Origin of the sequence: Rhodoplanes sp. Z2-YC6860 (assembly GCF_001579845.1) — a bacterium.
Taxonomy (GTDB): Bacteria; Pseudomonadota; Alphaproteobacteria; order Rhizobiales; family Xanthobacteraceae; genus Z2-YC6860.
Window position 1 is genome coordinate 966,051 of sequence record NZ_CP007440.1, and the last position, 26,023, is coordinate 992,073.

Annotated in this window: 25 protein-coding genes and 1 pseudogene; 12 read left to right on the plus strand and 14 right to left on the minus strand. The window is 63.9% G+C overall.

The annotated features are described in order from the left end of the window. Positions 1 to 59: 59 nt before the first annotated feature. A complete protein-coding gene (locus tag RHPLAN_RS04465; RefSeq protein WP_068014194.1) occupies positions 60 to 2,462 on the minus strand; it encodes a thiamine pyrophosphate-binding protein in 2,403 nt (800 codons plus the stop codon). Positions 2,463 to 2,591: 129 nt separating this feature from the next. Here RHPLAN_RS04465 and RHPLAN_RS04470 point away from each other — a divergent pair, with 129 nt between their 5' ends. After that, positions 2,592 to 3,062: an Lrp/AsnC family transcriptional regulator gene (locus RHPLAN_RS04470; RefSeq protein ID WP_068014196.1), complete on the plus strand. Its 471-nt coding sequence runs from the start codon at positions 2,592 to 2,594 to the stop codon at positions 3,060 to 3,062. Between the two features lie 49 nt (positions 3,063 to 3,111). Continuing rightward, positions 3,112 to 3,828, plus strand: coding sequence for an MgtC/SapB family protein (locus RHPLAN_RS04475; RefSeq protein ID WP_068014198.1), 717 nt, complete (start codon positions 3,112 to 3,114; stop codon positions 3,826 to 3,828). A gap of 212 nt (positions 3,829 to 4,040) precedes the next feature. Here RHPLAN_RS04475 and RHPLAN_RS04480 read toward each other — a convergent pair whose 3' ends face one another. Both RHPLAN_RS04480 and RHPLAN_RS04485 read right to left on the minus strand, forming a co-directional pair. After that, a complete protein-coding gene (locus RHPLAN_RS04480; protein ID WP_068014201.1) occupies positions 4,041 to 5,027 on the minus strand; it encodes a Bug family tripartite tricarboxylate transporter substrate binding protein in 987 nt (328 codons plus the stop codon). A 99-nt stretch (positions 5,028 to 5,126) separates the two neighbouring features. Further along, positions 5,127 to 5,846 carry a class II aldolase/adducin family protein gene (locus tag RHPLAN_RS04485; RefSeq protein ID WP_068014203.1) on the minus strand — a complete coding sequence of 240 codons (720 nt, stop codon included), beginning with the start codon at positions 5,844 to 5,846 and terminating at the stop codon, positions 5,127 to 5,129. A 164-nt stretch (positions 5,847 to 6,010) separates the two neighbouring features. Here RHPLAN_RS04485 and RHPLAN_RS04490 point away from each other — a divergent pair, with 164 nt between their 5' ends. From RHPLAN_RS04490 to RHPLAN_RS04520, 8 genes are all read left to right on the plus strand, one after another. Further along, the gene (locus tag RHPLAN_RS04490) at positions 6,011 to 6,997 is read left to right on the plus strand and encodes a Bug family tripartite tricarboxylate transporter substrate binding protein (protein ID WP_198164711.1); all 987 of its coding nucleotides are present in this window, start codon (positions 6,011 to 6,013) and stop codon (positions 6,995 to 6,997) included. After that, on the plus strand, positions 6,997 to 7,401 hold the full coding sequence (locus RHPLAN_RS04495; protein WP_198164712.1) for a carboxymuconolactone decarboxylase family protein: 405 nt from the start codon (positions 6,997 to 6,999) through the stop codon (positions 7,399 to 7,401). The genes RHPLAN_RS04490 and RHPLAN_RS04495 overlap by 1 nt, the downstream gene beginning before the upstream one ends. Then, on the plus strand, positions 7,401 to 8,468 hold the full coding sequence (locus RHPLAN_RS04500; protein WP_068014212.1) for an alpha/beta fold hydrolase: 1,068 nt from the start codon (positions 7,401 to 7,403) through the stop codon (positions 8,466 to 8,468). Before RHPLAN_RS04495 ends, RHPLAN_RS04500 begins: the two co-directional genes overlap by 1 nt. A 14-nt stretch (positions 8,469 to 8,482) precedes the next feature. Continuing rightward, complete coding sequence (locus tag RHPLAN_RS40085) at positions 8,483 to 8,575, plus strand: NAD(P)-binding protein (protein WP_198164713.1); 93 nt, start codon at positions 8,483 to 8,485, stop codon at positions 8,573 to 8,575. Between the two features lie 33 nt (positions 8,576 to 8,608). After that, complete coding sequence (locus tag RHPLAN_RS40090; protein ID WP_068014214.1) at positions 8,609 to 8,824, plus strand: hypothetical protein; 216 nt, start codon at positions 8,609 to 8,611, stop codon at positions 8,822 to 8,824. Between the two features lie 227 nt (positions 8,825 to 9,051). Next, complete coding sequence (locus tag RHPLAN_RS04510) at positions 9,052 to 11,694, plus strand: bifunctional diguanylate cyclase/phosphodiesterase (RefSeq protein WP_157100060.1); 2,643 nt, start codon at positions 9,052 to 9,054, stop codon at positions 11,692 to 11,694. Between the two features lie 13 nt (positions 11,695 to 11,707). Next, entirely contained in the window at positions 11,708 to 12,793 is a 1,086-nt protein-coding gene (locus RHPLAN_RS04515; protein ID WP_198164714.1) for a DUF2336 domain-containing protein, read from the plus strand. 7 nt (positions 12,794 to 12,800) lie between these two features. Then, the gene (locus tag RHPLAN_RS04520) at positions 12,801 to 13,052 is read left to right on the plus strand and encodes a PilZ domain-containing protein (RefSeq protein WP_157100061.1); all 252 of its coding nucleotides are present in this window, start codon (positions 12,801 to 12,803) and stop codon (positions 13,050 to 13,052) included. A gap of 6 nt (positions 13,053 to 13,058) precedes the next feature. Here the strand turns inward: RHPLAN_RS04520 and RHPLAN_RS38185 are convergent. Together RHPLAN_RS38185 and RHPLAN_RS04535 are read right to left on the minus strand one after the other, a co-directional pair. Further along, positions 13,059 to 14,007, minus strand: a protein-coding gene (locus tag RHPLAN_RS38185) for an IS630 family transposase (RefSeq protein ID WP_157099989.1) whose coding sequence is annotated in 2 segments (ribosomal slippage) — positions 13,059 to 13,670 and positions 13,672 to 14,007 — 948 coding nt in all. Because the reading frame shifts where the segments join, the coding sequence is not laid out codon by codon here. 565 nt (positions 14,008 to 14,572) lie between these two features. After that, entirely contained in the window at positions 14,573 to 15,520 is a 948-nt protein-coding gene (locus RHPLAN_RS04535; RefSeq protein ID WP_068014219.1) for an amidohydrolase family protein, read from the minus strand. Between the two features lie 134 nt (positions 15,521 to 15,654). On the opposite strand from RHPLAN_RS04535, the gene RHPLAN_RS04540 reads away from it, so the two are divergent. Continuing rightward, positions 15,655 to 16,620: a dioxygenase family protein gene (locus tag RHPLAN_RS04540; RefSeq protein WP_068014220.1), complete on the plus strand. Its 966-nt coding sequence runs from the start codon at positions 15,655 to 15,657 to the stop codon at positions 16,618 to 16,620. Positions 16,621 to 16,936: 316 nt separating this feature from the next. On the opposite strand, the gene RHPLAN_RS04545 is transcribed toward RHPLAN_RS04540, so the two are convergent. The 7 genes and pseudogenes from RHPLAN_RS04545 to RHPLAN_RS04570 all read right to left on the minus strand — a co-directional run bounded on the left by RHPLAN_RS04545 (position 16,937) and on the right by RHPLAN_RS04570 (position 22,938). Next, a complete protein-coding gene (locus RHPLAN_RS04545; RefSeq protein ID WP_442971805.1) occupies positions 16,937 to 17,758 on the minus strand; it encodes a lytic transglycosylase domain-containing protein in 822 nt (273 codons plus the stop codon). 171 nt (positions 17,759 to 17,929) lie between these two features. After that, complete coding sequence (locus tag RHPLAN_RS04550; RefSeq protein WP_198164715.1) at positions 17,930 to 19,198, minus strand: amino acid ABC transporter substrate-binding protein; 1,269 nt, start codon at positions 19,196 to 19,198, stop codon at positions 17,930 to 17,932. A gap of 72 nt (positions 19,199 to 19,270) precedes the next feature. Then, entirely contained in the window at positions 19,271 to 20,539 is a 1,269-nt protein-coding gene (locus RHPLAN_RS04555; RefSeq protein WP_068014225.1) for an amino acid ABC transporter substrate-binding protein, read from the minus strand. Between the two features lie 171 nt (positions 20,540 to 20,710). Next, entirely contained in the window at positions 20,711 to 21,643 is a 933-nt protein-coding gene (locus tag RHPLAN_RS04560; protein WP_237180048.1) for a VOC family protein, read from the minus strand. Further along, positions 21,640 to 22,059, minus strand: a complete 420-nt coding sequence (locus RHPLAN_RS40890; protein ID WP_335341082.1) for an NAD-binding protein — start codon at positions 22,057 to 22,059, stop codon at positions 21,640 to 21,642. The genes RHPLAN_RS04560 and RHPLAN_RS40890 overlap by 4 nt, the downstream gene beginning before the upstream one ends. After that, positions 22,054 to 22,530: pseudogene (locus RHPLAN_RS40895) on the minus strand (NAD(P)-dependent oxidoreductase); the annotation flags it as partial. The gene RHPLAN_RS40890 and the pseudogene RHPLAN_RS40895, both read right to left, overlap by 6 nt. Positions 22,531 to 22,554: 24 nt before the next feature. Next, a complete protein-coding gene (locus RHPLAN_RS04570; protein WP_198164716.1) occupies positions 22,555 to 22,938 on the minus strand; it encodes a YciI family protein in 384 nt (127 codons plus the stop codon). A gap of 259 nt (positions 22,939 to 23,197) precedes the next feature. On the opposite strand from RHPLAN_RS04570, the gene RHPLAN_RS04575 reads away from it, so the two are divergent. Next, positions 23,198 to 24,541, plus strand: coding sequence for a methyl-accepting chemotaxis protein (locus RHPLAN_RS04575; protein ID WP_198164717.1), 1,344 nt, complete (start codon positions 23,198 to 23,200; stop codon positions 24,539 to 24,541). Between the two features lie 28 nt (positions 24,542 to 24,569). Here RHPLAN_RS04575 and RHPLAN_RS04580 read toward each other — a convergent pair whose 3' ends face one another. Both RHPLAN_RS04580 and RHPLAN_RS04585 read right to left on the minus strand, forming a co-directional pair. Continuing rightward, positions 24,570 to 25,016, minus strand: a complete 447-nt coding sequence (locus RHPLAN_RS04580) for an NUDIX hydrolase (RefSeq protein WP_068014231.1) — start codon at positions 25,014 to 25,016, stop codon at positions 24,570 to 24,572. Positions 25,017 to 25,018: 2 nt separating this feature from the next. Then, positions 25,019 to 26,017: an inorganic phosphate transporter gene (locus tag RHPLAN_RS04585; protein WP_068014233.1), complete on the minus strand. Its 999-nt coding sequence runs from the start codon at positions 26,015 to 26,017 to the stop codon at positions 25,019 to 25,021. Positions 26,018 to 26,023 lie beyond the last annotated feature (6 nt).

Sequence of the window (26,023 nt, forward strand, 5' to 3'; positions counted from 1 at the left end):
ATTGCCGGGCGCTTTGGCAAAAGTCAATTTGCCGCAACGTCGCGTGGTTTCTGGCTTGCTCAGCCCAGGGCGCGCAGATGCCGGATTGGCCGGCCGGGCGCGATGGCCTCGGCCGCCGCGATGATCGCGTTGGCGTCGATGCCGTGGTGCCGGTAGAGGTCCGCGATCGTGCCGGTCTGGCCGAAATGTTCCACTCCGAGCGGCCGGGTGCGGTGGCCGTAGACCGAGCCGAGCCAGCCAAGCGTCGCCGGGTGGCCGTCGAGCACGGTCACCAGGGCGCAGTTCGGCGGCAGCGTCTCAAAGAGCCGCTCGATATGCGAGCGGGCGTGCACCAGGCCGCGCTCCCGCGCACGCAGCGCCGCGGTCCAGCCGGCGTTCAGCCGGTCGGCCGAGGTGACGGCGAGGAGGCCCACGTCGCGGCGGTCCTCGGCCATCAGGCCGGTCGCCTGGATCGCTTCCGGCGCGACCGTGCCGCTGTAGGCGACCACGACCTGGCAGTTCGGGCCGGGTTCGCGCAGCCAATAGGCGCCGTCGACGATGCCCTGGCGCAGCTCCGGCGTCATGGTGCGCTTGATCTGCTCGACCGGTCGCGTCGACAGCCGCAGATAGACCGAGCCGCCGGTCTCGTCGCGCAGCCAATTGCTCTCCGACGTTTCGCCGCTCTCTTTCTGGATGTAGGCGAATGCGAACGCCATGATTGCGGCGAGCTCATCGACGAAAGCCGGCTCGAACGAGGCGAGCCCGTCCTGCGCCATGCCGATCAAGGGCTGCGCGATCGACTGATGCGCGCCGCCTTCGGGTGCGAGCGTGATGCCCGATGGCGTCGCTGCGATGATGAAACGCGCCTCCTGATAGCAGGCATAGTTCAGCGCATCGAGACCGCGGGCGATGAAGGGGTCGTACAGTGTGCCGATCGGAATGAGCCGTTCGCCGTTGATCGAGTGCGACAGGCCGAGCGCCGACAGCGCGATGAACAGATTCATCTCGGCGATGCCGAGCTCGATGTGCTGGCCCTTCGGCGAGAACTCCCAATTGAACGTCGAGGGGATGCGCTCGCTCTTGAAGGTGTCGGCCATGCTTTCGCGGGCAAAGAGCCCGCGGCGGTTCACCCAGGGGCCGAGATTGGTCGACACGGTCACGTCGGGCGAGGTGGTGACGATGCGCTCGGCGAGCTTCGAGCCGCCGCGCGCCAGCTCGTTGAGGATCGCGCCGAAGCCGAATTGCGTCGACATCTCCGGCTGGATCGTGACGGCGAGCTCGTCCGGCACAGCGATCTGCGGCGCTTTCAGCCGCCGCGGCCCGCCTTGCGCGAACGGCACCTTGTCGAGGAATGCCTGGATTTGCGAGGGCGCCGCGCGCAGGCCCTCGAACGGCTCCCACTCCTGGCCTGTGCCGATGTTCATCGCCTGGCGAAAGGTTTCCATCTGCGCCGGGGTCATCAGGCCGGCGTGATTGTCCTTGTGGCCCGCGATCGGCAGGCCGAAGCCCTTCACCGTGTAGGCGATGAAGCAGGTCGGCCGGTCGTGATCGATCTTGTCGAACGCCTCAACGATCGACGGCAGGTCGTGGCCGCCGAGATTGTTCATCAGCCGCGCCAACTCGTCGTCGCTGCGGGATTCAATGAGCCGCGTCACGTCGCCCTGGTCGCCGATCTCATCGAGCAACCGCTTGCGCCACGCGGCGCCGCCCTGGAACACCAGCGCCGAGTAGAGCTGGTTCGGGCAGCGGTCGATCCACTGCCGCAGTGTCTCGCCGCCGGGCTCGCGGAATGCGGCCTGCTGCAGTGAGCCGTATTTCAGGATCACGACGTCCCAGCCGAAGTTCTTGAACAGCTGCTCGTAGCGTTCCCACAGGCCCTCGCGCACCACAGCATCGAGGCTCTGACGGTTGTAGTCCACGATCCACCAGCAATTGCGCAGGCCCTGCTTCCAGCCTTCGAGCAGCGCTTCGAAGATGTTGCCCTCGTCGAGCTCGGCGTCGCCGACCAGCGCGATCATGCGGCCTTCGGGCCGGTCCTTGCTCCAGCCATGGGCGCGGACGTAGTCCTGCACCAGCGACGAGAACAGCGTCTGCGCGACGCCGAGGCCGACCGAGCCGGTGGAGAAGTCGACGTCGTCGGCGTCCTTCGTGCGCGACGGATAGCTCTGCGCGCCCTTGTAGCCGCGGAAGTTCTCGAGTTTTTCGCGGGTCTGCTTGCCGAGCAGATACTGGATGGCATGGAAATTCGGCGAGGCGTGCGGCTTCACGGCGACGCGGTCCTGCGGCCGCAGCGTGTGGAAGTAGAGCGCCGTCATGATGCTGGCGAGCGAAGCCGACGAGGCCTGATGGCCGCCGACCTTCAGGCCGTCGGTGTTCTCGCGCAGATGGTTGGCGTGGTGGATGGTCCAGCTCGCAAGCCACAGCACCTTGCGTTCAAGTTCGGCCAGGATGGCGAGTTCGTCGCGGGAAATCGGGCTGGTCATGGTGGCCTCACGAATGGTTCGCCGGAGGGCAATTTCGGCCAGTTGCCCCAGCATTGGCTGCCAATTTGCACCACAGATATGCTATAGATTAGCAGATATCATCAAATCTGGCGCCAGAAAGAGTGTCTCATGCCAAAACGAACCTTGGATGACATCGACCGCAAGATCCTGGTCGAGCTTCAGGCCGACGGCCGCATGAGTCTGAACGACCTCGCCGCCAAAGTCGGGCTGTCGCCGTCGCCTTGCCTGCGGCGCGTGCGGATGCTGGAACGTGACGGCGTCATTTCGCGTTATGTCGCGGTGCTCGACCAGCGCGCCGTGGGCCTGCCGGTCAGCGTGTTCGTCTCGATCAAGCTCGACAAGCAGCGCCAGGAGTCGCTCGACCGTTTCGCCAAGGCGATCGAGCGCTGGCCGGAGGTGCTGGAGTGCTATCTGATGACCGGCCCGCGCGACTACTGGCTGCGCGTCGTGGTGCCCGACCTCGATGCTTATGAGCGCTTTGTGAAGCAGAAGCTCACGCGCGTCGAAGGCATCGCCTCGATCGAGTCGAGCTTTGCGCTGGAGCAGGTGAAGTACACCAACGTGCTGCCGGTGACCTGAGGCCGGACGTTGTAATCATATTGTCGTCGATCTGACACACTCTGTGCCGATGCGCTTCTTTCACACCTTTCAGCTTGCCGACTTTTTCGACACCGGCATCAGCCTGCTGGCGGCCTTCATTCTCGGCACGCTGATCGGCGCCGAGCGGCAGTATCGCCAGCGCACCGCGGGACTGCGGACCAACGTTCTGGTCGCGCTGGCTTCCGCGGCGTTCGTCGATCTCGGCATGCACATCGGCGGCGCAGACGGCGCGGTCCGCGTCGTCGCCTACGTGGTCGCCGGCATCGGCTTCCTTGGTGCCGGCGCCATCATGAAGGAAGGCGCCAACGTCTGGGGCCTCAACACTGCGGCGACGTTGTGGGGCTCGGCCGCGGTCGGCGCCTGCGCCGGCGCGGACATGATCGCGCAGGCGGTGCTGCTGGCTGCTTTTGTCCTCATGAGCAACACGCTGTTGCGGCCGCTGGTCAACGCCATCAACCGTCTGCCGATCGACGAGATCGCGTCGGAGGCCGCTTACGAGGTGCGGCTTACGACAGATAGCGCGGCCATGCCGCGGCTTCGCGAGCTGATGGTCGAAAAGCTCGAGGCGGCGCAGTATCCGGTCAGCGACACCGAGGTGATCGAGCGGCCCGATGATACGGCCGAGATCGTCGCGGTTCTGACCAGGACGTCCGTCAGCGCCAAGGAGCTCGACGCCGTGATTGCGGCTCTCGGCAGCCAACCCGGTGTGCGGCATGCGACCTGGGAAACCAAGACGATCGGGTAGGGCGCGAATCTTACGAAAGCACAGAGCGTCGTTATTGTGCCCTCTCCCAAGGGGAGAGGGCTTTGTTGAAGGATCAGCATAAAAGAATGGGTGGGGGGTAGGGTCTATCGATAGACCCTACCCCCTCACCCAACCGAACTCGTTGCACAGTCTGAGTAGCCCTCTCCCCATGGGAGAGGGCACAGCAACTGACGCCGCAACGCGCGGAAAAATTACTCCGCCTTGATGCCGGCTTCCCTGATGATCGCATGCCACTTGTCGATCTCGGTCTTGGTGAAGGCGGCGAGCGCGGCAGCGGTCTGCTGCTCGGGTGGCGGGATCTGCTGGCCCAAACTCAAGAGCTTCGCTCTCACGGTCGGATCGGCCAGCGCGGCGCGCGCGGCTTCGCCGAGCTTGTCGATCGCCTCCTGTGGCGCGCCCTTCGGCAACCAGAGCCCGTACCAGGTCAGGATGTAGGTGCCCGGCGCGCCGGCCTCGTCGACGGTCGGGATCTCCGGCGCGGCGTCGAGCCGCTTGTCGGATGTCACCGCAAACGCTCTCACGTTGCCGCCCTTGATGTGCTGCAGCGAGGTGATCGCCTGATCGAACGTGAAGTCGATATGGCCTGCGACGATGTCGCGGATGATGTCGGATGAGCCCGCCTTGTACGGCACGAACTGGAACTTGGTGCCGGTGATCTTCTGGACGTAAACGCCGCTGATGTGCTGGCCGGAGCCCAGGCCCGCGGTGCCTTCGGTGGCCTTGTCCGGATTGGCCTTCATCCAGGCGATCAGTTCGGCAAAATTGTTCGCCGGGAAATCCTTGCGCACCACAGCGACATAAGGATTCTGCGACAAGCGCGCGACCGGAACGAGGTCTTTCTGGATGTCGTAGCTGAGGTTGTAGATCGCGCCGTTGGTGATGTGCGACGGCCAATTGCCGATGCTGACCGTATAGCCATCCGGCTCCGCGCGCACCGCGCGGCCGACGCCGATGGTGCCGTTGGCGCCGACCACGTTCTCGATGATGATCGGCTGGCCGAGCGCTGCGCGCATGCCTTCGCTCAGCGTGCGCGCCAGCACGTCGACGGGACCGCCTGCGCCATAGGGCACGATGAAGGTGACGGGGCGGTTCGGGTAGCCGTCCGCCATTGCCGCATTCGAAACCGTCAAGGTGGCGGCGAGGCCGAAGGCCGCCGCGGCGAAAAGACGTTTTTTCATTGTGAACCCCAAGGTTCGAAAAAAAACCGGCCGCGCACGATAGCGCGGCCGGATGGGGCTCGGAAGCGGTTGGATGCCGCGCCGTGACGGGGCGGCGCGCTATTCCTTGTACGGCCGCCCGACCGCGCGGCACCAGTTCTCCCAGGCGCGGTTGACGTTGGCCGGCGACGTGGTCTTGACGACCTCGTCGACCTCGCCATCGGTGAGGAAGCGCACGGTGTCGCTCATCGCCTCGGCTTGCATCTGCAGCTTGGCGTTCAGCTCCAGATAAACCGCCGTGTAGACGGTGCGGCGCATGTAGGGGCCAGCCACCAGGCAGCCGTGGCCGCGCATCAGGCAGGTGGCGCCCTTGCCCAGGCTCTTCGCTAGGTCATGGCCCTGGTCCATGGTGCGGACCAGCAGATCGGTGTCGCCGAACTTGTCGTGCTGATCCCAGATCGGCACCTCGTGGCCGATGGTGGCGCACATGTGCATCAGCGGCTTCAGCTTGTGGCCGGTGATGCCATAGGGAATGACGCCCGGGCTGTGATTGTGGATCACCGACATCACGTCGGGGCGCGCCTGATAGGCGCCGCCATGAATGGGACGCTCGGTGTAGAGCTGCTTGCCCTTGGCGTCGATCACGTTGCAATCGAGATCGAACTCGAGGATGTCGTCGCGGCTGACGCGCTCGGGCGCCCGCGAGCAAGACAGGAAGAACCGGTCCGGTTTGTCCGGATGGCGGATGCTGATGTGGCCGAACGAATCGACGATCCCGAGCTTGGCCAGCACGTGGTTCGCGGTCACGAGGTCTTCGAGCATGTCATCAAGCTTCGCCATCGGCGTCGTTCTCCCTTGGAATTGAAGCGCACTCTAGAATTGCTGCCCTGCCGTGATCAAGCGACGCGCCCAAGTGGGCGTACCAGGTGGGCATAGGCAGCGCGGCCGAAATGACAGATACTCGATTCAAACAAGAACACGCATGTCCCGGGAGGAATGCCGATATGTCGAGATCGCTGGCTGTTCTATTAGCGCACGCGCTCGTGGGCGCAGGAATCCTGGCGGCGGGCGCCGTGACGGCTTCGGCGCAAGGTTTCCCGAGCCGGGTCATCACCATCGTGTCGCCGGCGCCGGCCGGCGGCATCACCGACACCATCGGCCGTGCCCTGGCGCAGCGGTTTTCGGCGAAATGGGGCCAGCAGGCGGTCGTCGAGAACAAGCCGGGCGCCAACAATCAGATCGCTGCCGAATACGTCCTCAACCAGCCGGCCGATGGGCACACGCTGTTCATCGCGCCGGACTCGACCTTCGTCGCCAATCCGAGCCTCTATCCGAAGCTGCCGTACGATCCTTACAAGAGCTTCACGCCGATCAGCGGGCTTGTGATCATCAATCACGGCCTGATCGCGCATCCATCGTTTCCGCCGAACAACGTCAAGGAGTTCATCGAGTTCGCCAAGAGCAAGCCCGGCGAAATCAACTATGGCACTTATGGCATCGGCTCGAGCGGCCATCTCAACATGCTGCTGTTCGAGAGCATGACCGGCACCAAGCTCCAGCCGGTGCACTACAAGGGCGCGGCGCCCGCGACCAACGACGTGATCGCGGGTCATATCCCGATCATGTTCGTCAGCGCAGCGTCCGGCGCGCCACTGTATAAGGACGGCAAGCTCAAATATTTCGCGGTCGGCGGCAGCAAGCGCCTGCCGCAGTTGCCCGACATTCCGACGGTGGCCGAGACCGTGCCGGGCTACGAGGGCATCTCGTGGTTTGCGCTGGTCGGCCCGGCCGGCATTCCCGCCGAGACCGTCGCCAAGATCAACGGCGAGGTCCGCGCGATGTTCGCCGATCCGGAGATGCAGAAAAACTTCGTCGACCGCTTCATGTTGCAGCCGATGCTGATGTCGCCTGAGGAACTGATGGCCTTCATCCGCAAGGAGGAGCCGAAGTGGCGCAAGGTGATCACGGAAGCGAAACTCAAGGTGGAATGATGAGCGACAAGAAGAAGGAACTCGATCCGGAACTCCAGAAATTCAGCGACAGCTACGTCGAGATGTTCGGCCACTTGCCGCCGCTTCCGAGCGGGCGCTTTGCCTTCTCCGGCGAAATGAACCCGGAGTTTCTCCGCGACGCCGAGCGGCTGCGCGGCAAGGCGTTCTACAACAAGACCTTCGACATGAAGACCACGCAGCTCATCCTGTTCGGCATGCTGCTGGTCGAGCACAACCAGATCGCGGCACAGGCGCACGCCTCTGCGGCGCGCCGCGCCGGCGCGACGTGGGAGGAACTGCACACGGTGGTCGAACTCGCCACCGCCACCGGTGCGCTGGGGCCGTTCAACCAGGGCAGTGCGCTTCTTAATGGTATGCGCGACAAGGAGCAGGGAGGTTCGTGATGCCGACCGGCTTGGGTTGCGCCGCTGCCGGTGCGGTGTTGGGACTGATTCCGGTTTTGGCCTCTGCCGCGGATTATCCAGCGCCGAAGGACGGCACGTTCATCGCGCGCGATTTTCGCTTCCACAGCGGCGAGGTGATGCCCGAGCTGAAGCTGCACTACACCACCATCGGTGCGCCGAGCGGCGAGCCCGTGCTGATGCTGCATGGCACCGGAAGCTCAGCGACTGGCTTGCTCACGCCGGCCTTTGCCGGCGAATTGTTCGGGGTGGGCCAGCCGCTCGACGCCACGAAGTACTTCATCATTCTGCCGGACGCGATCGGCGCAGGACAATCGTCGAAGCCATCGGATGGGCTTCGGGCCAGGTTCCCGCGCTACAACTACGATGACATGGTCGCGGCGCAGCACCTTCTCGTGACGCAAGGCCTCGGCATCAAACACCTGCGCCTGGTCATCGGAAATTCGATGGGCGGAATGCATGTCTGGCTGTGGGGCTCAGCCTATCCGCAGTTCATGGATGCGCTGGTGCCGATGGCGTCGCAGCCGTCCGAGATGGCAAGCCGCAACTGGATGATGCGGCGGCTCCTCGTCGAAGCGGTGCGAAGCGACCCCGATTGGAACAACGGCGATTACACCACACAGCCGAAGGCGCTACGGCTTGCCAACGCGATGTTCCGCGTCGCGACCAGCGGCGGCACGCTGGGCTACCAGAAACTCGCGCCGACGCGCGAGCAGGCCGACAAGCTCGCCGAGGAGACGCTAGCGGCGCCGTTCACGGCCGACGCCAACGACTTCCTGTACCAATGGGACTCGTCGCGTGACTACAACGCCTCGCCTGGGCTTCCGAAGATCGAGGCGCCGCTGCTGGCGATCAACGCGGCCGACGATGAGCGCAATCCGCCCGAGACGGGGGTGATGGAGCGCGAAATGAAGCGCTTCAGGAACGGCCGGCTTTATCTGATCCCGGCGAGCGAAGACACCCGTGGCCACGGCACCACCGGCATGGCGAAGTTCTGGAAGCAGCAGCTTCAGGATTTCCTTCAGGCAGTGCCGCGCCGAGCGAAGTGAATGATCTGGGAGGGGTGCGTCGGATTGCGGTGGTCGGCGCCGGCCTCGGCGGGCTGGCGGCGGCCATCGCGCTTCGCCGTCAGGGCTTCGAGGTGCAGGTTTACTAGCAGGCCCCGGAGCTTGCGGAATTAGGCGCCGGCATGAATCTCAGTCCCAACTCCGTCAAGGTGTTTCGCGCTCTCGATCTGGCCGACAAGATGCCGGCCGCCTTTCCGCTGGCCAGCGAGAAGCTGCGCCGGATGATGGCGGAAGCGACCTCCTGCTCGAAATGGGGCTGGTTTTCCGGCGAGCACGCGCCGCAACGGACCAGGGACCGCGTGACGCTGCTCGGCGGCCGGCCATTTTCATCGGTATGAATACCGAAGGCCGGGTCAATGCTTTCATAACCATTTTCGTCCGCGCTCGGTGATTCGGTCGGCGGTTGCCGCCTTCCTCGCGTATCGGCCAAGGCATTCAATTTGAGGGCGTTGCGGGCCAGAATCTGTCAATTATCCAGTGACGCCTTGTTAAATCTTGAGGCGCAAGTTCCCGAAAGAGCGCCGAAAAACCCGCATCGCGGACCGGGCGCCCCGGAGGCGGCGATTTGACGACACCGTTCTGGCGAAGCGTGTTCCGGCCCGGCGCCGGCAGGCATCCCATGTCGGTGATGGTGTGCCTGGCGAGTGCCTTTCTGCTGGGGCTTTGCCTCGTCTGCATCAACGTGCTGGCTGAGATGCGGGCCACGGCGCGCGACAAGGCGCTGAACGTCGCAAATCGCCTGGTTGCTGCGATCGACAACGACATCCAGCGCAACATCGAGAGCATCGATCTGTCGCTGCAAGCGGTCGTCGACGGGTTGAAGCGGCCGGACATCTCAGGCGTCAGCGCCGAACTCCGTCAGGTCATCCTGTTCGACCGCTCCACCGCGGCGCGCCATCTGGGCGTGGTGCTGGTGACCGACGCCGACGGCATCGTGCGGCTCGACTCGCGCACCACGACGCCAGAACCGATCAGCGCCGCCGACCGCGACTATTTCCTCGTGCATCAGCACAATGACTATGCCGGCCTCTACATCGGCAGGCCGGTCGCCGGCCGCTTGACCGGTGCCGGGGCGATCGGCATCAGCCGGCGCGTCAACAATCCGGACGGCACGTTTGCCGGCGTCGCCGTCGCGAGCCTGCGGCTGGATTACTTCAAGACGCTGTTCAAGGACATTTCACTCAACGCCGGCAGCAGCATCGCCTTGACCACCGCAGACGGCGTGGTGCTGATGCGCTGGCCCTACGATCCGAAATACATCGGGCTCAGCCTGCGCAGTTCCAAGGTGTTCGACAATCTGGCGCGCGCGCCAGCAGGACATTTCGAGAGCAAGGCTTCGACCGACGGCGTGTGGCGCCTTCTGGTCTACAGCCAGATCGGACAACTGCCGCTGGTCATCAGTGTGGGGCAGTCGCTGGAAACGATCTATGCCCAATGGTGGCACTACGTCCTCATCCTCGCGACCCTGGGCGCGATCTTCACCGCGGTGGTCGCTTTCCTGCTTCTGTATATCGGCCGGCAGTTCAAGCTCCGCACGCGTTCCGAACTGAACCTGTCCACTGCGCTCACCAACATGACGCAGGGCCTCAGCATGTTCGATCGCGACGCCCGGCTGGTTCTGTACAACGAGCAATATCTCAGGATGTACGGCTGTTCGGCCGAGACGGTGAAGATCGGCACGACATTCCACGAGATCCTCAAGCTCCGCAAAGCTTTCGGTTCGTTCGACGGCGATCCGGAGAAATACGCGAGCGAGCTTGTGACGGCGTTGAAGCGCGACGGCACCGTCGCGATCCGGGCCGCCTGCCCAGATGGCCGGATGATTTCGGTCGTCAACCGCGCAATGCCCAATGGCGGCTGGGTTGCGACCCATGAGGATGTCTCGGAGCGAAGCCGCTACGAGAAACAGATCGCGCATCTGGCGCATCACGACGCCTTGACCGGGCTTGCCAACCGCATGCTGCTGCGCGAGCGAATGGAGCGTGCTCTATCCAACCTCCGGCGGAACAATGGCAGCTTTGCCGTGTTCCTGATCGACCTCGACCGCTTCAAGGCCGTTAACGACACGCTGGGTCATCCGATCGGCGACGCGCTGCTGAAAGAGGTGGCGGCACGTCTGCAGGCCTGCACGCGCGAGGTCGACACGGTCGCTCGCCTCGGCGGCGATGAATTCGCCGTCCTGCAGATCGTCCAGGACGACGTTGCTGACGGTGCCATCATCCTTGCGATGCGGCTTCTTGAGTCGATCTGTCTGCCTTACGAGATCGACGGCGACAGAATCACGATCGGCGCCAGCATCGGTATCGCGCTTGCCCCAGCCGACGGGCTCGATGTCGATCTCCTGATGCAATATGCCGACCTCGCGCTCTACAAGGTCAAGTCCGACGGACGGAATAACTTCCGCTTCTTTTCCGGCGAGCTAGCTGAGGACGCCATGGATCGGCGCGCCTTCGAAGCCGAGTTGCAGGACGCGCTGGCTCAGCGTCAGTTCGAACTGCTCTATCAGCCGGAGGTCGAGCTTTCGAGCGGGCGCGTGACCGGCGCCGAAGCGCTGCCGCGCTGGCGCCATCCGCAGCGCGGCCTCGTGCTGCCGGAGGCCTTCGTCCCGCTGATGGACGAAAGCGGATTGATCGCGGAGCTTGGCGAGTGGGTGCTGCGCGAAGCCTGCGCCGCCGCGGTCGCCTGGCCGACCGACGTCAAAGTGTCGGTCAATGTGTCGCCTGTGCAGTTCGGCCGCGGCAATCTGGTGGACGCCGTGATCCTCGCCCTGTCGGAATCCGGGCTTGCGCCGCAACGGTTGCGGCTCGAAATCACCGAGACCATCGCGCTCGATGAAAATTCTGAGAATCGTTCGATCCTGAACCAGCTTCGCAACGTCGGCGTCGGCATCGTGCTTGACGACTTCGGCACCGGGTTCTCGTCGCTCCGCACCGTTCAGATGTTTCCGTTCGACAAGATCAAGATCGACAAATCCTTCACGGCCGATCTGGCGACGAACCCGAACAGCGCCGCGATCGTGTGCGCGATGAACGGGCTCGCCCGGGGGCTGAAGATCGGTTCGCTCGCGGAAGGGATCGAAACGACGGATCAGTGCGAGCTGGCAAGGTTTGCGGGCTGCGAGGAGGGGCAGGGGCTGCTGTTCGGTCCGCCTGTGCCGGCGGGCGAGCTCACCTTCCAGTGCCCCGTCGCGACCGTCAGGGCGGCATGAGGAGATGATCGACATGAACACACTCGTCGCCGAACTCGACAGTGTGATCGCGCACGGCTCGCCGGACCGGCGAAGGAAGGCGCTCGACCATCTAACCACGATGTTTCTCGCCGTATCCGAGCACTTCGCGGCCGATCAGCTTGCCGTGGTCGACGACGTCTTCGTGCGGCTCAGCGCCGATATCGAAACGGCAACGCGCCGCATCCTGGCGATCAAGCTCGCGGACAACCCGCGCTCGCCCCCGCGGATCATCGAAATGCTCGCCTGCGACGATGCGATCGAGGTTGCGGAACCGGTTCTCACGCGCTCGCCGCGCCTCGACGACAGGACTCTGATCCGGATCATTTCGCAGAAGAGCCAGGAGTATCTCCTGGCCGTGTCCAAGCGTTCGACCATCAGCGCTTCAGTGACCGATGCCTTGATCAACCGCGGCGACCATGCGGTGTTGTGCAGCGTTGCCGGGAACGATGGTGCGACGTTTTCCGATCAGGGCTATCGCGCGCTGACGGAACGCGCGTATGGCGACGACGAGTTGTCCACCTGTGTGGGGCTTCGCAGAGACGTTCCGGCCTATCTGTTCGCCGAGATCGTGCGGCGGGCTTCCGAGGAGGTTAGGTTGAAGCTCGAAGCGTCGGAGCCGCATCGGGCGCAGGAAATCCGCCAGACGGTCGCCGAAGTGTCCGGGATGATCCGCGCGCGCGCGGCGCGCGACGATGACGCCGCCAAGGCCGAGATCGACAAGTTGCATCAGGCCAGACTGCTTTCGGCGGCCGAGGTCGAGCGTTACGCGCAAGGCGGGCGGACGGCCGAGACGATATTTGCGATCGCTGCGCTCGGCGACGTGCCTGTCGAGGTCGTTGAACGCGCCATGGCCCAGAAGCAGCCGGAACTGCTGGTGCTGATCGCGCGCGCCGTGGGATTGCCTTGGCCGGCGACCAAAGCCGTTCTGGTGCTGGCGAGAGGCGCAAACCTGCCGAGCCTGACGGCCGAACAGGCGCTTAGAAATTTCGAACGCATGAAGCCGTCCACGGCGCAGGTCGCGCTTCGATACTACACGCTGCAGCTGCGCAAGGGCGAACCGCAGGCACCAAGGAGGTAAACACACCATCGCCGACAACCTCCGCAAACACCGGCGCCGCACGCTCGACGTGCGCGCCTATGTCGAAACGCCGACGGCGTGCTCTCTTGCCGATGTGTCGGAGACCGGAGCAAAGCTGCTCGTGAAAGATGTTGCTTCGCTGCCGGACGAGTTCCTGCTCCGCCTGCAACCCGATCTCCGGAAGTGGTGCCGTGTCGTCTGGCGCGGCACGGAGCAGGTCGGCATCGAATTCATTTCGGCTCCCACGATCAAGCGCTAGAGCGGTTCACAATTTGACGGAAGCGTATCCGGCGTTTGCGAAGTAGTTGCTGCATTCGCGGGGGCCTATGGTTGTGACGAGGCTGCCGATTTGGCGCCAGACATCGTCGATGGTGCGCCTTTGAGCCATGCGCATCCAATGTTTGATCTTGGCGAAGGCCTGCTCGATCGGATTGAGGTCCGGCGAGTAGGGCGGCAGGTACCAGAGCCTGGCTCCGGCTGCTCTTATGATCTGTCGCAGCACGGCAGCCTTGTGGCTTCCGAGGTTGTCCATGACGACAATATCGCCGGCCTTCAGTGCGGGAACGAGTTGCTGCTGGACATAGGCTCGGAAGCACTCGCCGTTGATCGGGCCATCGAACACGCAAGGGGCTGTGAGGCCGTCGTGGCGGAGCGCGCCGAGGAAGGTCAGCGTCCGCCAATGACCATGCGGCGCGTAAGCTCGCAGGCGATCGCCCTTGCGTCCCCATCCGCGCAGCGGGGCCATGCTGGTCTTGATCCAGGTTTCGTCGATGAAGACCAAACGCCGTGGATCGAGACCGGCCTGCCAGGATCGCCAGCGCTTTCGTCTGCGGGCGATGTCGGCCCGGGCCTGTTCAAGCGCGAACAGTGTTTTTTTTGAACCGCAGGTCTTCGCGCCGCAGGAACAGCCACACGGCATTGTGCGAGACCTTTACCCCACGCGCGGCAAGTTCGTCCTTCAGCCCATGCAGGGTCAGATGCGGGGTCTGTCTGATGCGCTCCAGGATGAAGGCCCGATGCGGATCGAGCACCGGCTTGCGATATCCACCCATCTTGCTCGGCGACACTGAGCCAGTCGTCCGATAGCGCTGAGACCACTTCACCACCGACGACACCGCCACGCCGAACCGCGAAGCCACCGTCCGGCAGCTCTCACCGTTCCGCACCGCCGCAACGACACGCTCACGCAGATCATTGGACAGAGGTCGGGTCATGAGCTGCTGGCCTCCAACCCAGCCAGCAGCTTGAATCACAATTCGAAGCCCAGCGGAATCCCCAGCGATTCAGAAAAGAAGTGAACCGCTCTAGCTGGCTTTTTCGCCGAATGGGCCTTTCATCCCATCGGCCGGGCTAAGAGCCATAGTGCACTTGACGAATATATTTGTTCACGTTAAGTTCATATCGTTTGATTCGTCGAGGACATCGTCGATCGCGATGTCTGACAACGGAGCAGGATGCGGCCGCCGACAACGCGGACCGCGGATGGAGCGCCAGGAGGCGCCGGGCTCTTCGCACGGGCCCGCGTGCCACGGGACCCCCACCGCCCTCAAAGCACTGGCCCTCAAGGGCCATGGGTCCCGGAAGCTTGGCGCGCAGGCTGGCCCTTAGCAAAGGCCGGCCTAAAGGAGGTCTCGCAAACCTCCTGGCGCCTCCCGGCGCTCCATTCCTCTCTCCTATGGGAGAGGACAAGGAAAACAGGGAGACGGGCGCACCCGGCGTCCGAAAACAAAACCCCGGGACAGCGGAGCGTTGGCTGAAATGCCGCGACCCGAAGCCGGATCAGTGTGGCAGGTTCGGCAGGAGCTTCAGCGCATTGTCGCGCTCGATCGCCTGCAAATCCGCCACCGAGAGCTTCAGCCCGGCAAGGCCCTTCACCGTCACGTCCGGGTCCCAGAACGGAAAGTCCGACCCGTACAGTAGATGCGACATCGGCACGACGTCGAGCACGGCGCGCAGCGCCCCCGGCGAGGTGACGCCGACGACGTCGACATAGAGCCGGCTCAGCTCGTACATCACGCCGTTCGGCACGCGTGCGTTGAGCTCTGGCCGGTTCTTGGCGAGCCCCACAAGCCGATGCGCGATCATTCCCAGCGCGCCGCCGCCATGCGAGAAAATCCACTTGATGTTCGGGCAGCGGTGGAACGTGCCGCTGAACAGCAGGCTCGTGATCGCCCGCGTGGTGTCGAACGGAAATTCGATGGTGGGCGGCGGGATGTTCGGAATGACGTTGAAGGCAAAGCTCGCCGCGGTCGGGTGGAAATAGACCACGGCCTTGCGCCGGTCGAGCTCGTCGAACGCCGGCGCGAAGGCTTCGTCGCCGGGATATTTGTCGACATAGTTGGTCGTCAACGCGATGCCATCGGCTTTCAGTTCGTCAAAAGCATACTCGATCTCGCGGAGCGAGCCCTCGGTGTCGGGCAGAGGCAGGGACGCAAAGTGCCCGAATCGGCCCTTATGATTGCTCTGGATTTCAGCGAAGGCTTCATTGCATTCGCGAGCGAAGGTGCGCGACGCCTGCGCGCTGCCGAGCCAGACGCTCGGCGTCGACACCGACAGCACCGACACGGCGATCCCGCTTTTGTCCATGGCCTCGATCGCCTGGGCGGGCTTCCATTTGGTCAGCCGGTCGTAGAAGGCGTGGGTGGTGTGTTTGAGCAGTTCGCCGGTTTTGGAGATGTAGACCTGCGGATAGGGGTGATGGTGGGTGTCGATACGGTGGGCGGCCATTCTGAACTCACGGAAAATAGGGACCAGCGAACATTCGCAGGGATTGAGCAAACGCGGGGCGAAGCATATCAATTCCCTCAAGGAATGCAGCAGGCGGCCGTGGAATAGCGGCATGCCAAGCCGAGGAGAAATTCATGATCATCGAAGGTCCGGACCAGGTCACCCCCGCGGTGCTCGCTGAAATCGCGCGCGCGGAAAACCCGCGCTTCCGCGAGATCATGACGGCGCTGGTCAAGCACCTGCATGCCTTCGTCCGCGAAGCGAAGCTGACCGAGGAGGAATTCCACCAGGCCTGCGCCTATGTGAACGCCATCGGCCAGGCCTCGAACGCCTTCCACAACGAGGCGGTGCTGGCTTCGGGCTCCCTCGGCGTCTCGACGCTGGTGTGTCTGCTCAACAATGGTGCAGGCGGCGCAACGGAGACCACCGCCAATCTGCTGGGTCCGTTCTGGCGCACTGACTCGCCACGAACCGAAAATGGCGGTTCGATCGTGCGCTCGCCGACGCCGGGTCCGGAACTGTTCTGCAACATCGAGGTCAAGGATCGTGACGGCAAGCCCGTGGCCGACGCCGAGGTCGATGTCTGGCAATCGTCGACCGAAGGCCTCTACGAGAACCAGGACCCGACCCAGGCCGACATGAATCTGCGCGGCAAGTTCATGACCGACAAGAACGGCCGGTTCGCGTTCCGCAGCATCAAGCCTGCCGGCTACCCGATTCCGATCGACGGCCCGGTCGGCGACATGATCAAGGCGATGGGCCGGCACAACATGCGGCCCGCGCATCTGCACTTCCTGATCTACAAGCAGGGTTTCAAGACCCACATCTCGCAGGTCTATCTGCCCGACGATCCGAACATCGAGACCGATGTACAGCATGGAGTGACACGGAGGCTCCTCGGCAATTACGTGCGGCACGAAAACGAGACGCCGCCCGCGCCCGGCGTGAAGGATCCGTGGTTCTCGCTCGACTACACCTTCGTGATGGAACCGGGCGTTGCAAAGCTGCCGCGTGCGCCGATTCAGGACAAAGCCAAGAGCAGCCAGATGCTGCCTCAGGTGCTCAAGCCGACCCGCCGCGAGCCCGCGATGGCCAAATAATTCTGGCAGCGGTATCGACGTAGCTCTGCCTCGTGCCCAAAGTCTTTCGCGTTAACGAAAAATTCCGGCTGTGAAGGAGAACGCGGGTTGGCGCGACGCTTCGATCTTCGCGAACAAAGCGGGACGATTGCGCGAACCGGTGAACGAATCCGATTAAATGCTAACCTGCGATCTGAGTGATCGCATTAAGAAAGCATTTCTTCCGGTGAATCGGCGCGGCTTTCCGTGCCGATTCGTTTTTCATGAATCAAGCGTGGACAAGCGTTTCGACATTGCGCGCGATGGTATTGCGATGGCGTGGGCCGCGATCCGCCCGTCAGGTTCGAGGATTGCGCAACACGGCGCAGTCGCCGCCACTCTTGTGAATGCGAACGCAAAGCGAATTTGCATCCGCACGCGTTTCGGCCCCGACCCTGACTTGATAACGCGGCACCGGACCGCGGCCGCGCTCAAACAGGATCGGATCGCGTCCGGCTAATATTGCGGTGTAACGCCGCTGAAGCTCCGCGAATATGCTCAGGATGCGCGAACGCGACATATCGGCGCCGAGAATAACGCCCCATGGCTGCATCACGCCGGCGGCGATACGTTGCTCAAGCGCCGCAACAAACCGGTTGGGCGCGCGCTTGAGCAGTGCCATCAATTCGCCGCAGCCCAGCCCCTGCTGCTGCTTCCGGTCAACGTCGGGGCCTGCCTTGGACCACTGTTCGACAGGAGCGCCGGTAATGGCGAATACATAGTTGCGCGTCTCCGACGGCATTGTTCCCGAGCCGCTGATCCACTCGCGAATACGCCGTGGACCGGCGTTGTAGGCAGCGGCGGCAAGGCCAAGGTTGCCAAACTCGCTCCGCAATTCGCGCAGGAACTCCGCGGACTTTGGTAGCGCCTGAATGGGATCGAGCGGGTTGAGCAGCTTCCGATCTGCGGCCGTGCCCGGCATGAATTGTGCAATGCCGAGCGCGCGCTTGCCGGTGCGGGTGAGCGGACCGACGGCGTCGGAGCGAAACCGGCTCTCCTGCCAGATCACACGGGCAAAGAACTCCACCGGCAGGCCGTTGGCGCGCGCCGCCGACTCGAGCAGCAAGCACAGCGATTTCTGTGCGTCGCCGGTTTCGCTCAATTTGACCGGACTGGTCACCGCGGGATCTTCCCGAGGTGCGTCCTCAGCGATTGCCGACAACACCGATAGAGCGCCCAGAATCAATCCCAGCGCTGGCCGGGTTCCTATGAGCGCGCGGGCTTGCATTCAGGGCCGGTCCGATCTTCTCCGTCAGGTTCGGATCCGACGCGGAGCACGACCGCGCCCCGGCTACGGCTTCTTCCGCGCTTCGGCGTACGGATAGATCATCGTGCCGCTCGCCAATTCCGGCGGCCACAGGATCGGCTGCTTTGCGCCGCTCTTGAACTGCTCGACATTGTTGGGCTCGATGTTTTGGAACTGGGTCAGCACCATCCGGGGCTTCGCCCATTCGCCATCTGCGCCGAATGAAAGCTCGCCGACCACGGTCTTGAAGCTGTGGCTGTGGATGTATTTGGCGAGCACATCCTGGTCGAGGCTCTTGGTCGCGGTGACGGCCTGGTCGAGAATCTGGCCGTTGGTATAGCCGAACGGCACGAAGGCAAAGCCGATCTGATCGGTCTTCAGCTCGCCCGCCTTGGCCTGATAGCGCTTCATCAGGTCGTCGAGGCCGGGAAAATTGAGCTTGGGAGAGGGCACGAAGCTCTCCGCAATGACGAGCCCGTTCTGGACAGCGCCGAGCTGCGCCTTGATCGGCGTGACGAGCTGGCCGATCAGGGCGCCGCCGAACATCTTCGGATTGAGGCCGATTTCGTTCGCGGCGCGCACGAGGCCCACGCTGTCCGGCGGATAGGCGCCCGCATAGACGATGTCGGCATTGGCCGCCTGCACGGCGCGCATCACCGGCGTGAAGTCGGTGGTGTTCGGCGGATAGCTCTTGTCGAAGATCAGCTTGAAGCCGTGCTTCTTCAGTTCCTCGCGGGCGCCCTGCGCGGCACCTTGCGCGAATTCGGCGTCGGCCGCGATGATCGCGACAGTCTGCGGCTTGGGATTCTGCTTCGCTGCCATCTCGAAGAATCCCCTCGAGAAGCCATTCACGCCGTCGGAGCCGACCGGCACCATCGAGAAGTACTTGTCATATTTGTATTGGTCGTTGATGCCGATCGCGGTGTAGCTGATCAGCAATTTCTTGTTCTGGATGATGGTGGGCATCACCGGCGCGACGTAGTTCGTCCCGTACGGGCCGAGCAGCAGGTCGGCTTTGTCGACCGAAATCAGCTTGGTGTAGAGGTTCGGCACGTTGGCCGGGTTGCTCTGATCATCGTAGACGATGACTTCGACCGGCCGGCCGAGCATGCCGCCTTTGGCGTTGACGTCGTCGCGCCAGATTTCGATCGCAGCCTGGATCATCTTGCCGGCGGGGGCACCGGCGCCGGTCAGCGCCAGCGTCATGCCGACCTTGATCGGGTTGCCGCTTTGCGCGGCCGCGCCCGATATCCCGAGCAAGCTCGCAAGCGCGACCGCGCCGAGCGATCGCAACGCATTCCGACGTCCATTCATTGCTGCCCTCCCCATGGCGAGCGCTTGCGCTCGCGTTCGACGATGTGTGCGAGCACTCGCGCTCGCGTTCAGCTATTTCTTTCGTGCATCCCCGTACGGATAGATCAGCGTGCCGGTCTTCCAGTCCGGCGGCCACACCACCGGCAGCGCTTTGCCGTCGCGGAACTGATCGAGATTGTTGGGTTGCGCATTCTGCACCTGGGTCCAGACCGCACGCGCCTTCGACCACTCGCCGTTCTTGGCGAAGGAGACATCGCCGGCCACGGTCTTGAAGCTCGCCTGGTGCATGTATGCGGCGAGCTTGTCGTGATCGAGGCTCTTGGTCGCGGTGACGGCCTGTTCCAACGCCTGGCCGGCCGCGTAGGCGAACGGCCCCCAGGCGAAGCCCAGCGGATCGATGCCCGCGGCAGAGGCCTTGGCGTTGTAGCGCTTGAGGAACTCGGCCGCGCCCTCGATTTTCGGCACCATGGCGGCGGAAAAATTCTCGTTGATGACGAGTCCGTTAGCGATCGGCCCGAGCTGGACCTTGATGGGCGTCACCAGCATGCCGATCATCGCGCCGCCGAACAGTTTCGGTGACAGCCCGATCTCGTTGGCGGCACGGATGATGCCTACGTTATCGGGCGGATAGGCGCCGATGAAGACGATATCCGCATTCGCCGCCTGCACGGCGCGGACCACCGGCGCGAAGTCGGTGGTCGAGGGCGGATAGCTCTGGTCGTAGACCAGCTTGAAGCCGTGCTTCTTGATCTGCTCGCGTGCGCCCTGCGCGGCGCTTTGCGCGAACTCGGCGTCGGCCGCGAGGATCGCGACCGTCTGCGGCTTGGGATTCTGCTGGGCCGCGAGATCGAAGAAGCCGATCGAGAAGGCGTTCACGCCCTCAGGTCCGACCGAGACCATCGAGAAATACTTGTCGTAGTTGAACTTGTCGTTGATGCCGATCGCCGTGAAGCTGATCGTCATCTTCTTGTTCTGGATGATGGCCGGCATGGCCGGCGCGACGAAGTTGGTGCCGTAGGGGCCGAGCAGCAGGTCGACTTTGTCGACCGTGATCAGCTTGGTGTAGATGTTGGGCACGTTCGATGGCGTGCTCTGGTCGTCGAGAATGACGAGCTGCACCGGCCGGCCGAGGATGCCGCCCTTGGCGTTGACGTCGTCGCGCCAGATTTCGAGCGCGGTGTTGATGACCTTGCTGGGCGCAGCGCCGGCGCCGGTCAGAGCCAGGCTCATGCCGACCTTGATCGGCTCGCCGCTTTGCGCCGCGGCGTTTGCAATCGAGAGCAATCCAATCAGCAACGCCGCCGCGCCTGCGCGCAGCGCATTCCCAACGTTCCAGGACATGGTTTTCCTCCCTTGAGGCGGCACGTCATTGCGCGCCGCCCTTGTTGTCAGTCTCCTAGGTCATGGTGGCAGCATCTCTTCCAGCATCGGCAGTGCCCACCCTCGCCCTCCAGGGGAGGGTGAAGGCGGCTGTGGTTCTGCCGAGTCATCTTCACGCACCCTTGCTCCGCATCACTTGTGCATCTGGTCTTCCGGCATCACCGGCATGATGCCCCAGTAGTTCGCGGCGTTCGGGTCTTTGGACCAGACCTTCGGCGACTGCGGCCGGTCGCGATGCCACGGCCGCGGTTCGAAGTAGCCCATTTCCTCGTTCATCTGGTCGAGTTGGGCGAACAGCTCGGTGATCAGCCCGTTCGGCCCGCGGTGATAGGTGAAGAGATTGTGGCCGATGCCGTGCCGGCCGGGACCCCAGAGCAGCTTGTAGCCATTGAGGCTCAAGGTGTCGCACGCGGTCAGCATGTGGCCCCAGTCGCGTAATTCGAATGCGGTGTGGAAGTGCCGGTTCTCCGGATCCTGCATCAGGTTGATGGTGTGGTGGTCGACGCCGCAGCGCAGGAACGAGAACGTGTCGCCCATCCAGTCGGAGACGCGGAAGCCCAGCACATTGCAGTAGAAGTCGGTGACCTTCTTGACGTCTTTGACGAAGAACGCGACGTGGCCGAGCTTGTGCGGCACGATGCCCTTGGTCGCGAACTTCTGCGGCGGCACGTCGGCGCGCTTGAACACCTCCATCACCGTGCCCTTCGGGTCTTCGAAGGTCAGCATCTCGGCGATGGACGGTTCGGGGTCCTTCTTGCGCTCGGTCTTGATGCCCTGCGCCTTGGTCTGCTTCTCGAATTCGCCGAGGTCGTCGTCGAGGCCGACCTGGAAGCCGAGCCGCACGCACTGGCCCTTGTCGCCGCTGCCGCCCTTGCGCAGCACCACCGAATGATGGTCGAGCGTCGAGGCGAGGAACGCCGCGTCCTTCTCCTTGGCGGTCAGCGTCAGGCCGAGCACGTCGGTGTAATAGGCGATCTGCCCCTCGAGATCGGGCGTCTCGTAGGTGGCGTGGGAAATCTTTTTGACGCGGATGATGTCGCGAATGTCTCTCGGGAGGAGGGTCATGACTTCTTTCTCTGCATGGCATTGACCACGTCGACCAGGACGGCGACGTCGTGCGTGTCGCCCAGCCCCATGTCGACGCATTTCTGATAAACCTCGATCGCACGATCGAGCAGCGGTGTGGCTGTGCCGGTCGAGTCGGCCCAGTCACGGATCAGATCGAAATAGTGAAACAACTGGCTCGGCGCGCCCTGCACCGGCTGGAACTTGCGCTGCGCCATCCAGGGCGCGCGGATGCCGAATTGCGTCGAGCCGCCGCTGCCGCTCGCCACCGCCTTGATCATCAGGTCGACGTCGACGCCGGCCTTCAGACCGAGCGCCATCGCCTCGGCGGTCGCCGCGATGTTGATCGCGACCAGCAGATTGTTGACGAGCTTCACCTTGCTCGCAGCGCCGAACGGCCCGAAGTAGAGGCACATGTCGGCGAAGCCCTTGATCACCGGTTCGACGCGCTTGGCCGCATCGGCGTCGCCACCGAGATAGATCACGGCCTTGCGCGCCGACACCATGCCGGGCGTGCCGCTCACCTCGCCGTCGAGATAGGCCGCGCCTTTCGCCGCCAGCGGCGCGACTTGCTTCTCCTTGTCGGGCACGGCGTGTGAGCCGAGTTCGACGATGATCTGGCCTTTCCGTGCCGTGTGGATGAGACCTTTGGGTCCGTTCACCACCTCGTCCATGGCTTCCGCGGTGGGCACGCAGGACAGCACCACGTCGCATTGCGCCCCGATGTCCGCCGGCGATTTCGCCGGCACCCCGCCGATCTTCTCGAACTCGGCCAATGACCCACGGCGATAGCCGAGCACCTTGTGGCCACTCTTGATGAGATTCTCCGAAATTGGCAGGCCGATCTTGCCCACGCCGACGAAACCAACCGTTTGCATCCTCACTCCCTGGAATTGGTCTTCTTGGTTTTTTTACGCGAACTCTATCGTCTGGTCGGACAGGTTCACGGTCACGCCGATCGAGCCTTCCATCACGGTCCATTCGCGCACCTCGAAGGTGCGGAGGTTGTTGATCACGAACGGGTCTGCGAGCGCGATCTCGCGCGCCTCGTCGAGGTTCGCGGCGCGAAGGACCGTCAGCCCGTCACCGGCCGGCTGGCCGGGTGCGGTCGTGAGCGGGCCCGAGGCGAACAGCACGCCCGCCTTCTCCAGGCCGATCATGTACTCGAGATGCTTGGGCAGCACCGCGCCGAGCTGCTCGGCCGTTGCACCACCTTTGGAGAGGACCACGTAAAGCTTCTTGCGCAGCATTCGCTGCGTGAGCCGCTTGATCAACTCGTCCAATGACGCGTCCACCACGCCCGCCACCACTGCACCGGCTGTGTTCCCCAACCGCCGGTGTGCGCGAAGCCTATGATGCCTGCGCAACGCGGGCAACAGCAGGGCGCATGCGCTTCAACGCCGCTCCCTCGTCCGCTGGCCCAGCATGCGGGACACGCGCCACGGATCACGCCGGCGGCTTTGTGCTGTATCCGCACGGAGGTGTCACATTAAGGCTCGAACAACCATTCCTGCCTTATATGGCATCACTCTTCGCCAAAGATCGGTTCTCACCATGGCGCTGCCGCAGGTTTCACCGGAATTAGCCGCCCGGTTGGCGAACTACACCATCGACGATCGGGTCCGCGAAACTCTGCATCGGCTTGGGCCCGTGCTTGAGCCGCATGTCGGCGCGGCCGTCAACGAGGTGGTGGCTGGCGCGGAGCGTCTCGCCCAGGTCGCCGACACCTACCGCACCCACGGCAACGACTTTCAGCGCATCGAGTCGGCGCAGTTTTCCGAATTGCTGAAGGCCGAGTTCGGTGACGCTTATCTCGAGCGCTGCCGTTCGACGATCGAGCAGGAGGCGACGCTCGGCTTCGAAGGCCGCGCGCGCATGAACTCGGCGGCCGCGGTGCTGCGCACCTGGATCGTCGTGCTCAAGCGCAAGAATCGCTTCAACGCCGCGAAGTTCGCCGAAGAGATGCATGTGCTCTCGCAGGCGGTGTTCTTCGATCTTGCGACCACGTCGACGTTTTATTTGCAGCGCGTCCGCGCCGCGAATTCCGCCCGCCGCCAGGCCATCGACGATGCGATCGGCGATTTCGACAGCGCCATCGGCGGCGTCATCAGCGCACTGAAGGAGGCGACCGGCTCGCTCAGCACGACGTCATCGACGGTGCAGAGCGTCACGGAGGACACGCAGCGGCGCATGGCGTCGGCTTCGCACGCCTCCACCGAAACCAGCCAAAGCGTCGACCTGACGGTCGCGGCCACCGAAGAGCTGTCGAGCTCGATCGAGGAGATCGGTCAGCAGGCGGCGCGCGGACTCGAGATGGCACGTTCCGCCGTGGCGGACACCGAACGCACCAACAACGCCATCCGTTCGCTCGACGAAGCCGCCGAGCGCATCGGATCCGTGGTGGGGCTGATTTCCAAGATTGCGGCGCAGACCAATCTTCTGGCGCTCAACGCCACCATCGAGGCGGCGCGCGCCGGCGAGGCCGGCAAGGGCTTCGCGGTGGTCGCCGCCGAGGTGAAGGCGCTCGCCAACCAGACGTCGCGCGCCACCGAGGAGATCGCCCAGCAGGTCGCCGCGATCCAGGAGGCGACCAAGGGCGCGGTCGGCGAGATCGGCTCGATCGGCCGCACCATTCACGAGCTGACGTCGGTTTCGACCTCGATCGCCGCCGCCGTCGACGAGCAGGCCGCGACCACCCGCGAAATCGCAACGTCTATCCAGACCGCGGCCGGCAACACCGCGCGCGCCTCGGTCGAGATCAAGTCGGTCGAGCAGGCCGCCAATCACGCCGCTGCCGCGGTCAGCGAGATCGGCGGCTGGACGGCGCGGCTTTCGGCCCGCGCCCAGGATCTCGAGGCCAAGGTCGCGAATTTCTTCAGCCGCGTGCGGGCGGCTTAGCGCTTCGTCTCGAATCCAAGGCGCGACGTCAGCGCTGCGACTTGCGCGTCGCCAATTGCTCGCGCAATTTCTCCATCAGCGGCCGCACCTCGGCTTCCGATATGCGCTGGCCCGCCTCCTCGACACCGAGCCACTCCCGCCGCCGTTGATGTTGCTCCGGCCAAGTGTCGTGCTGCTCGGTCACCTCCAGGGCGAAAACCGCAACATCGCAAGACCGCGTCGCGTCGTTGGCGAGGCGCTTGTCATAGCTGTAGGTGCCGATGCTGTCGGTGCTGATGTTTCCGGTGACGCCGGCTTCTTCAAGCGCCTCACGAGCCGCGCTGTTGCTCGGTGACAATCCGGCGATCGGCCAGCCCTTGGGAATGATCCAGCGGCCGCTATCGCGTGAGGTGATCAACAGGATTTGCAGGCCGTCGCCGCTGACCCGATAGGGAAGGGCGCCATATTGCGTATTTCCCGTGCGAACGCTGGTCATCGCTACAGGCGGGTGAGCAGGTAGCAAAGCGAGCCGATCAGCGCCGAGGCCGGCATCGTGATCACCCACGCCACCACGATGTTGCTCGCCACATTCCAGCGCACAGCCGAGGCCCTACGCGCCGCACCAACACCGATCACCGCACCGGTGATGGTGTGCGTGGTCGACACCGGCACACCCAGCCAGGTTGCGGCAAAAAGTGTGATCGAGCCCGCGGTCTCGGCGCAGCATCCCTGCATCGGCGTGAGCCGCGTGATCTTGGAGCCCATGGTGTGCACGATCCGCCAGCCCCCCATCAGGGTGCCGAGCGCCATCGCGATCTGGCAGGACAGCACCACCCAGAAAGGCACATAGAACTCTGAGCCAAGCCGGCCTTGCGAGTAAAGCAAGACGGCGATGATCCCCATGGTTTTTTGTGCGTCGTTGCCGCCGTGGCCCAGCGAATAGAGAGAGGCCGAGACGAATTGCAGCGACCGGAACAGATGGTCCACCGCGCGTGGCGTGGAGCGGACGAACAACCACGACACCAAAAGCACAAGCAGGAGCGCCAGCACGAAGCCGCTGAGCGGCGACAGCACGATGGCCGCTGCGGTCTTGCCGACGCCCGACCACACAACGGCGCTTGAACCGGCCTTGGTGAAGCCTGCGCCGATCAGTCCGCCGATCAAAGCGTGCGAACTGCTCGACGGAATGCCGACCCACCAGGTGATCAGGTTCCAGACGATCGCGCCCATCAGCGCGCCGAAGATCACATGCGAATCGACGATCTGGGCGTCGATGATGCCGGTGCCGACGGTCTGGGCGACGTGCAGGCCGAAAAACAGGAAGGCAATGAAGTTGAAGAACGCCGCCCACATCACCGCATAGCGGGGCCGCAGCACCCGGGTCGAGACGATGGTGGCGATCGAGTTGGCTGCGTCATGCAGCCCGTTGAGGAAATCGAAGGCGAGCGCTGTGACGATCAGCGCAATCAGGATCGGCAGGCTGATGACCTGGTCCATGGGCCT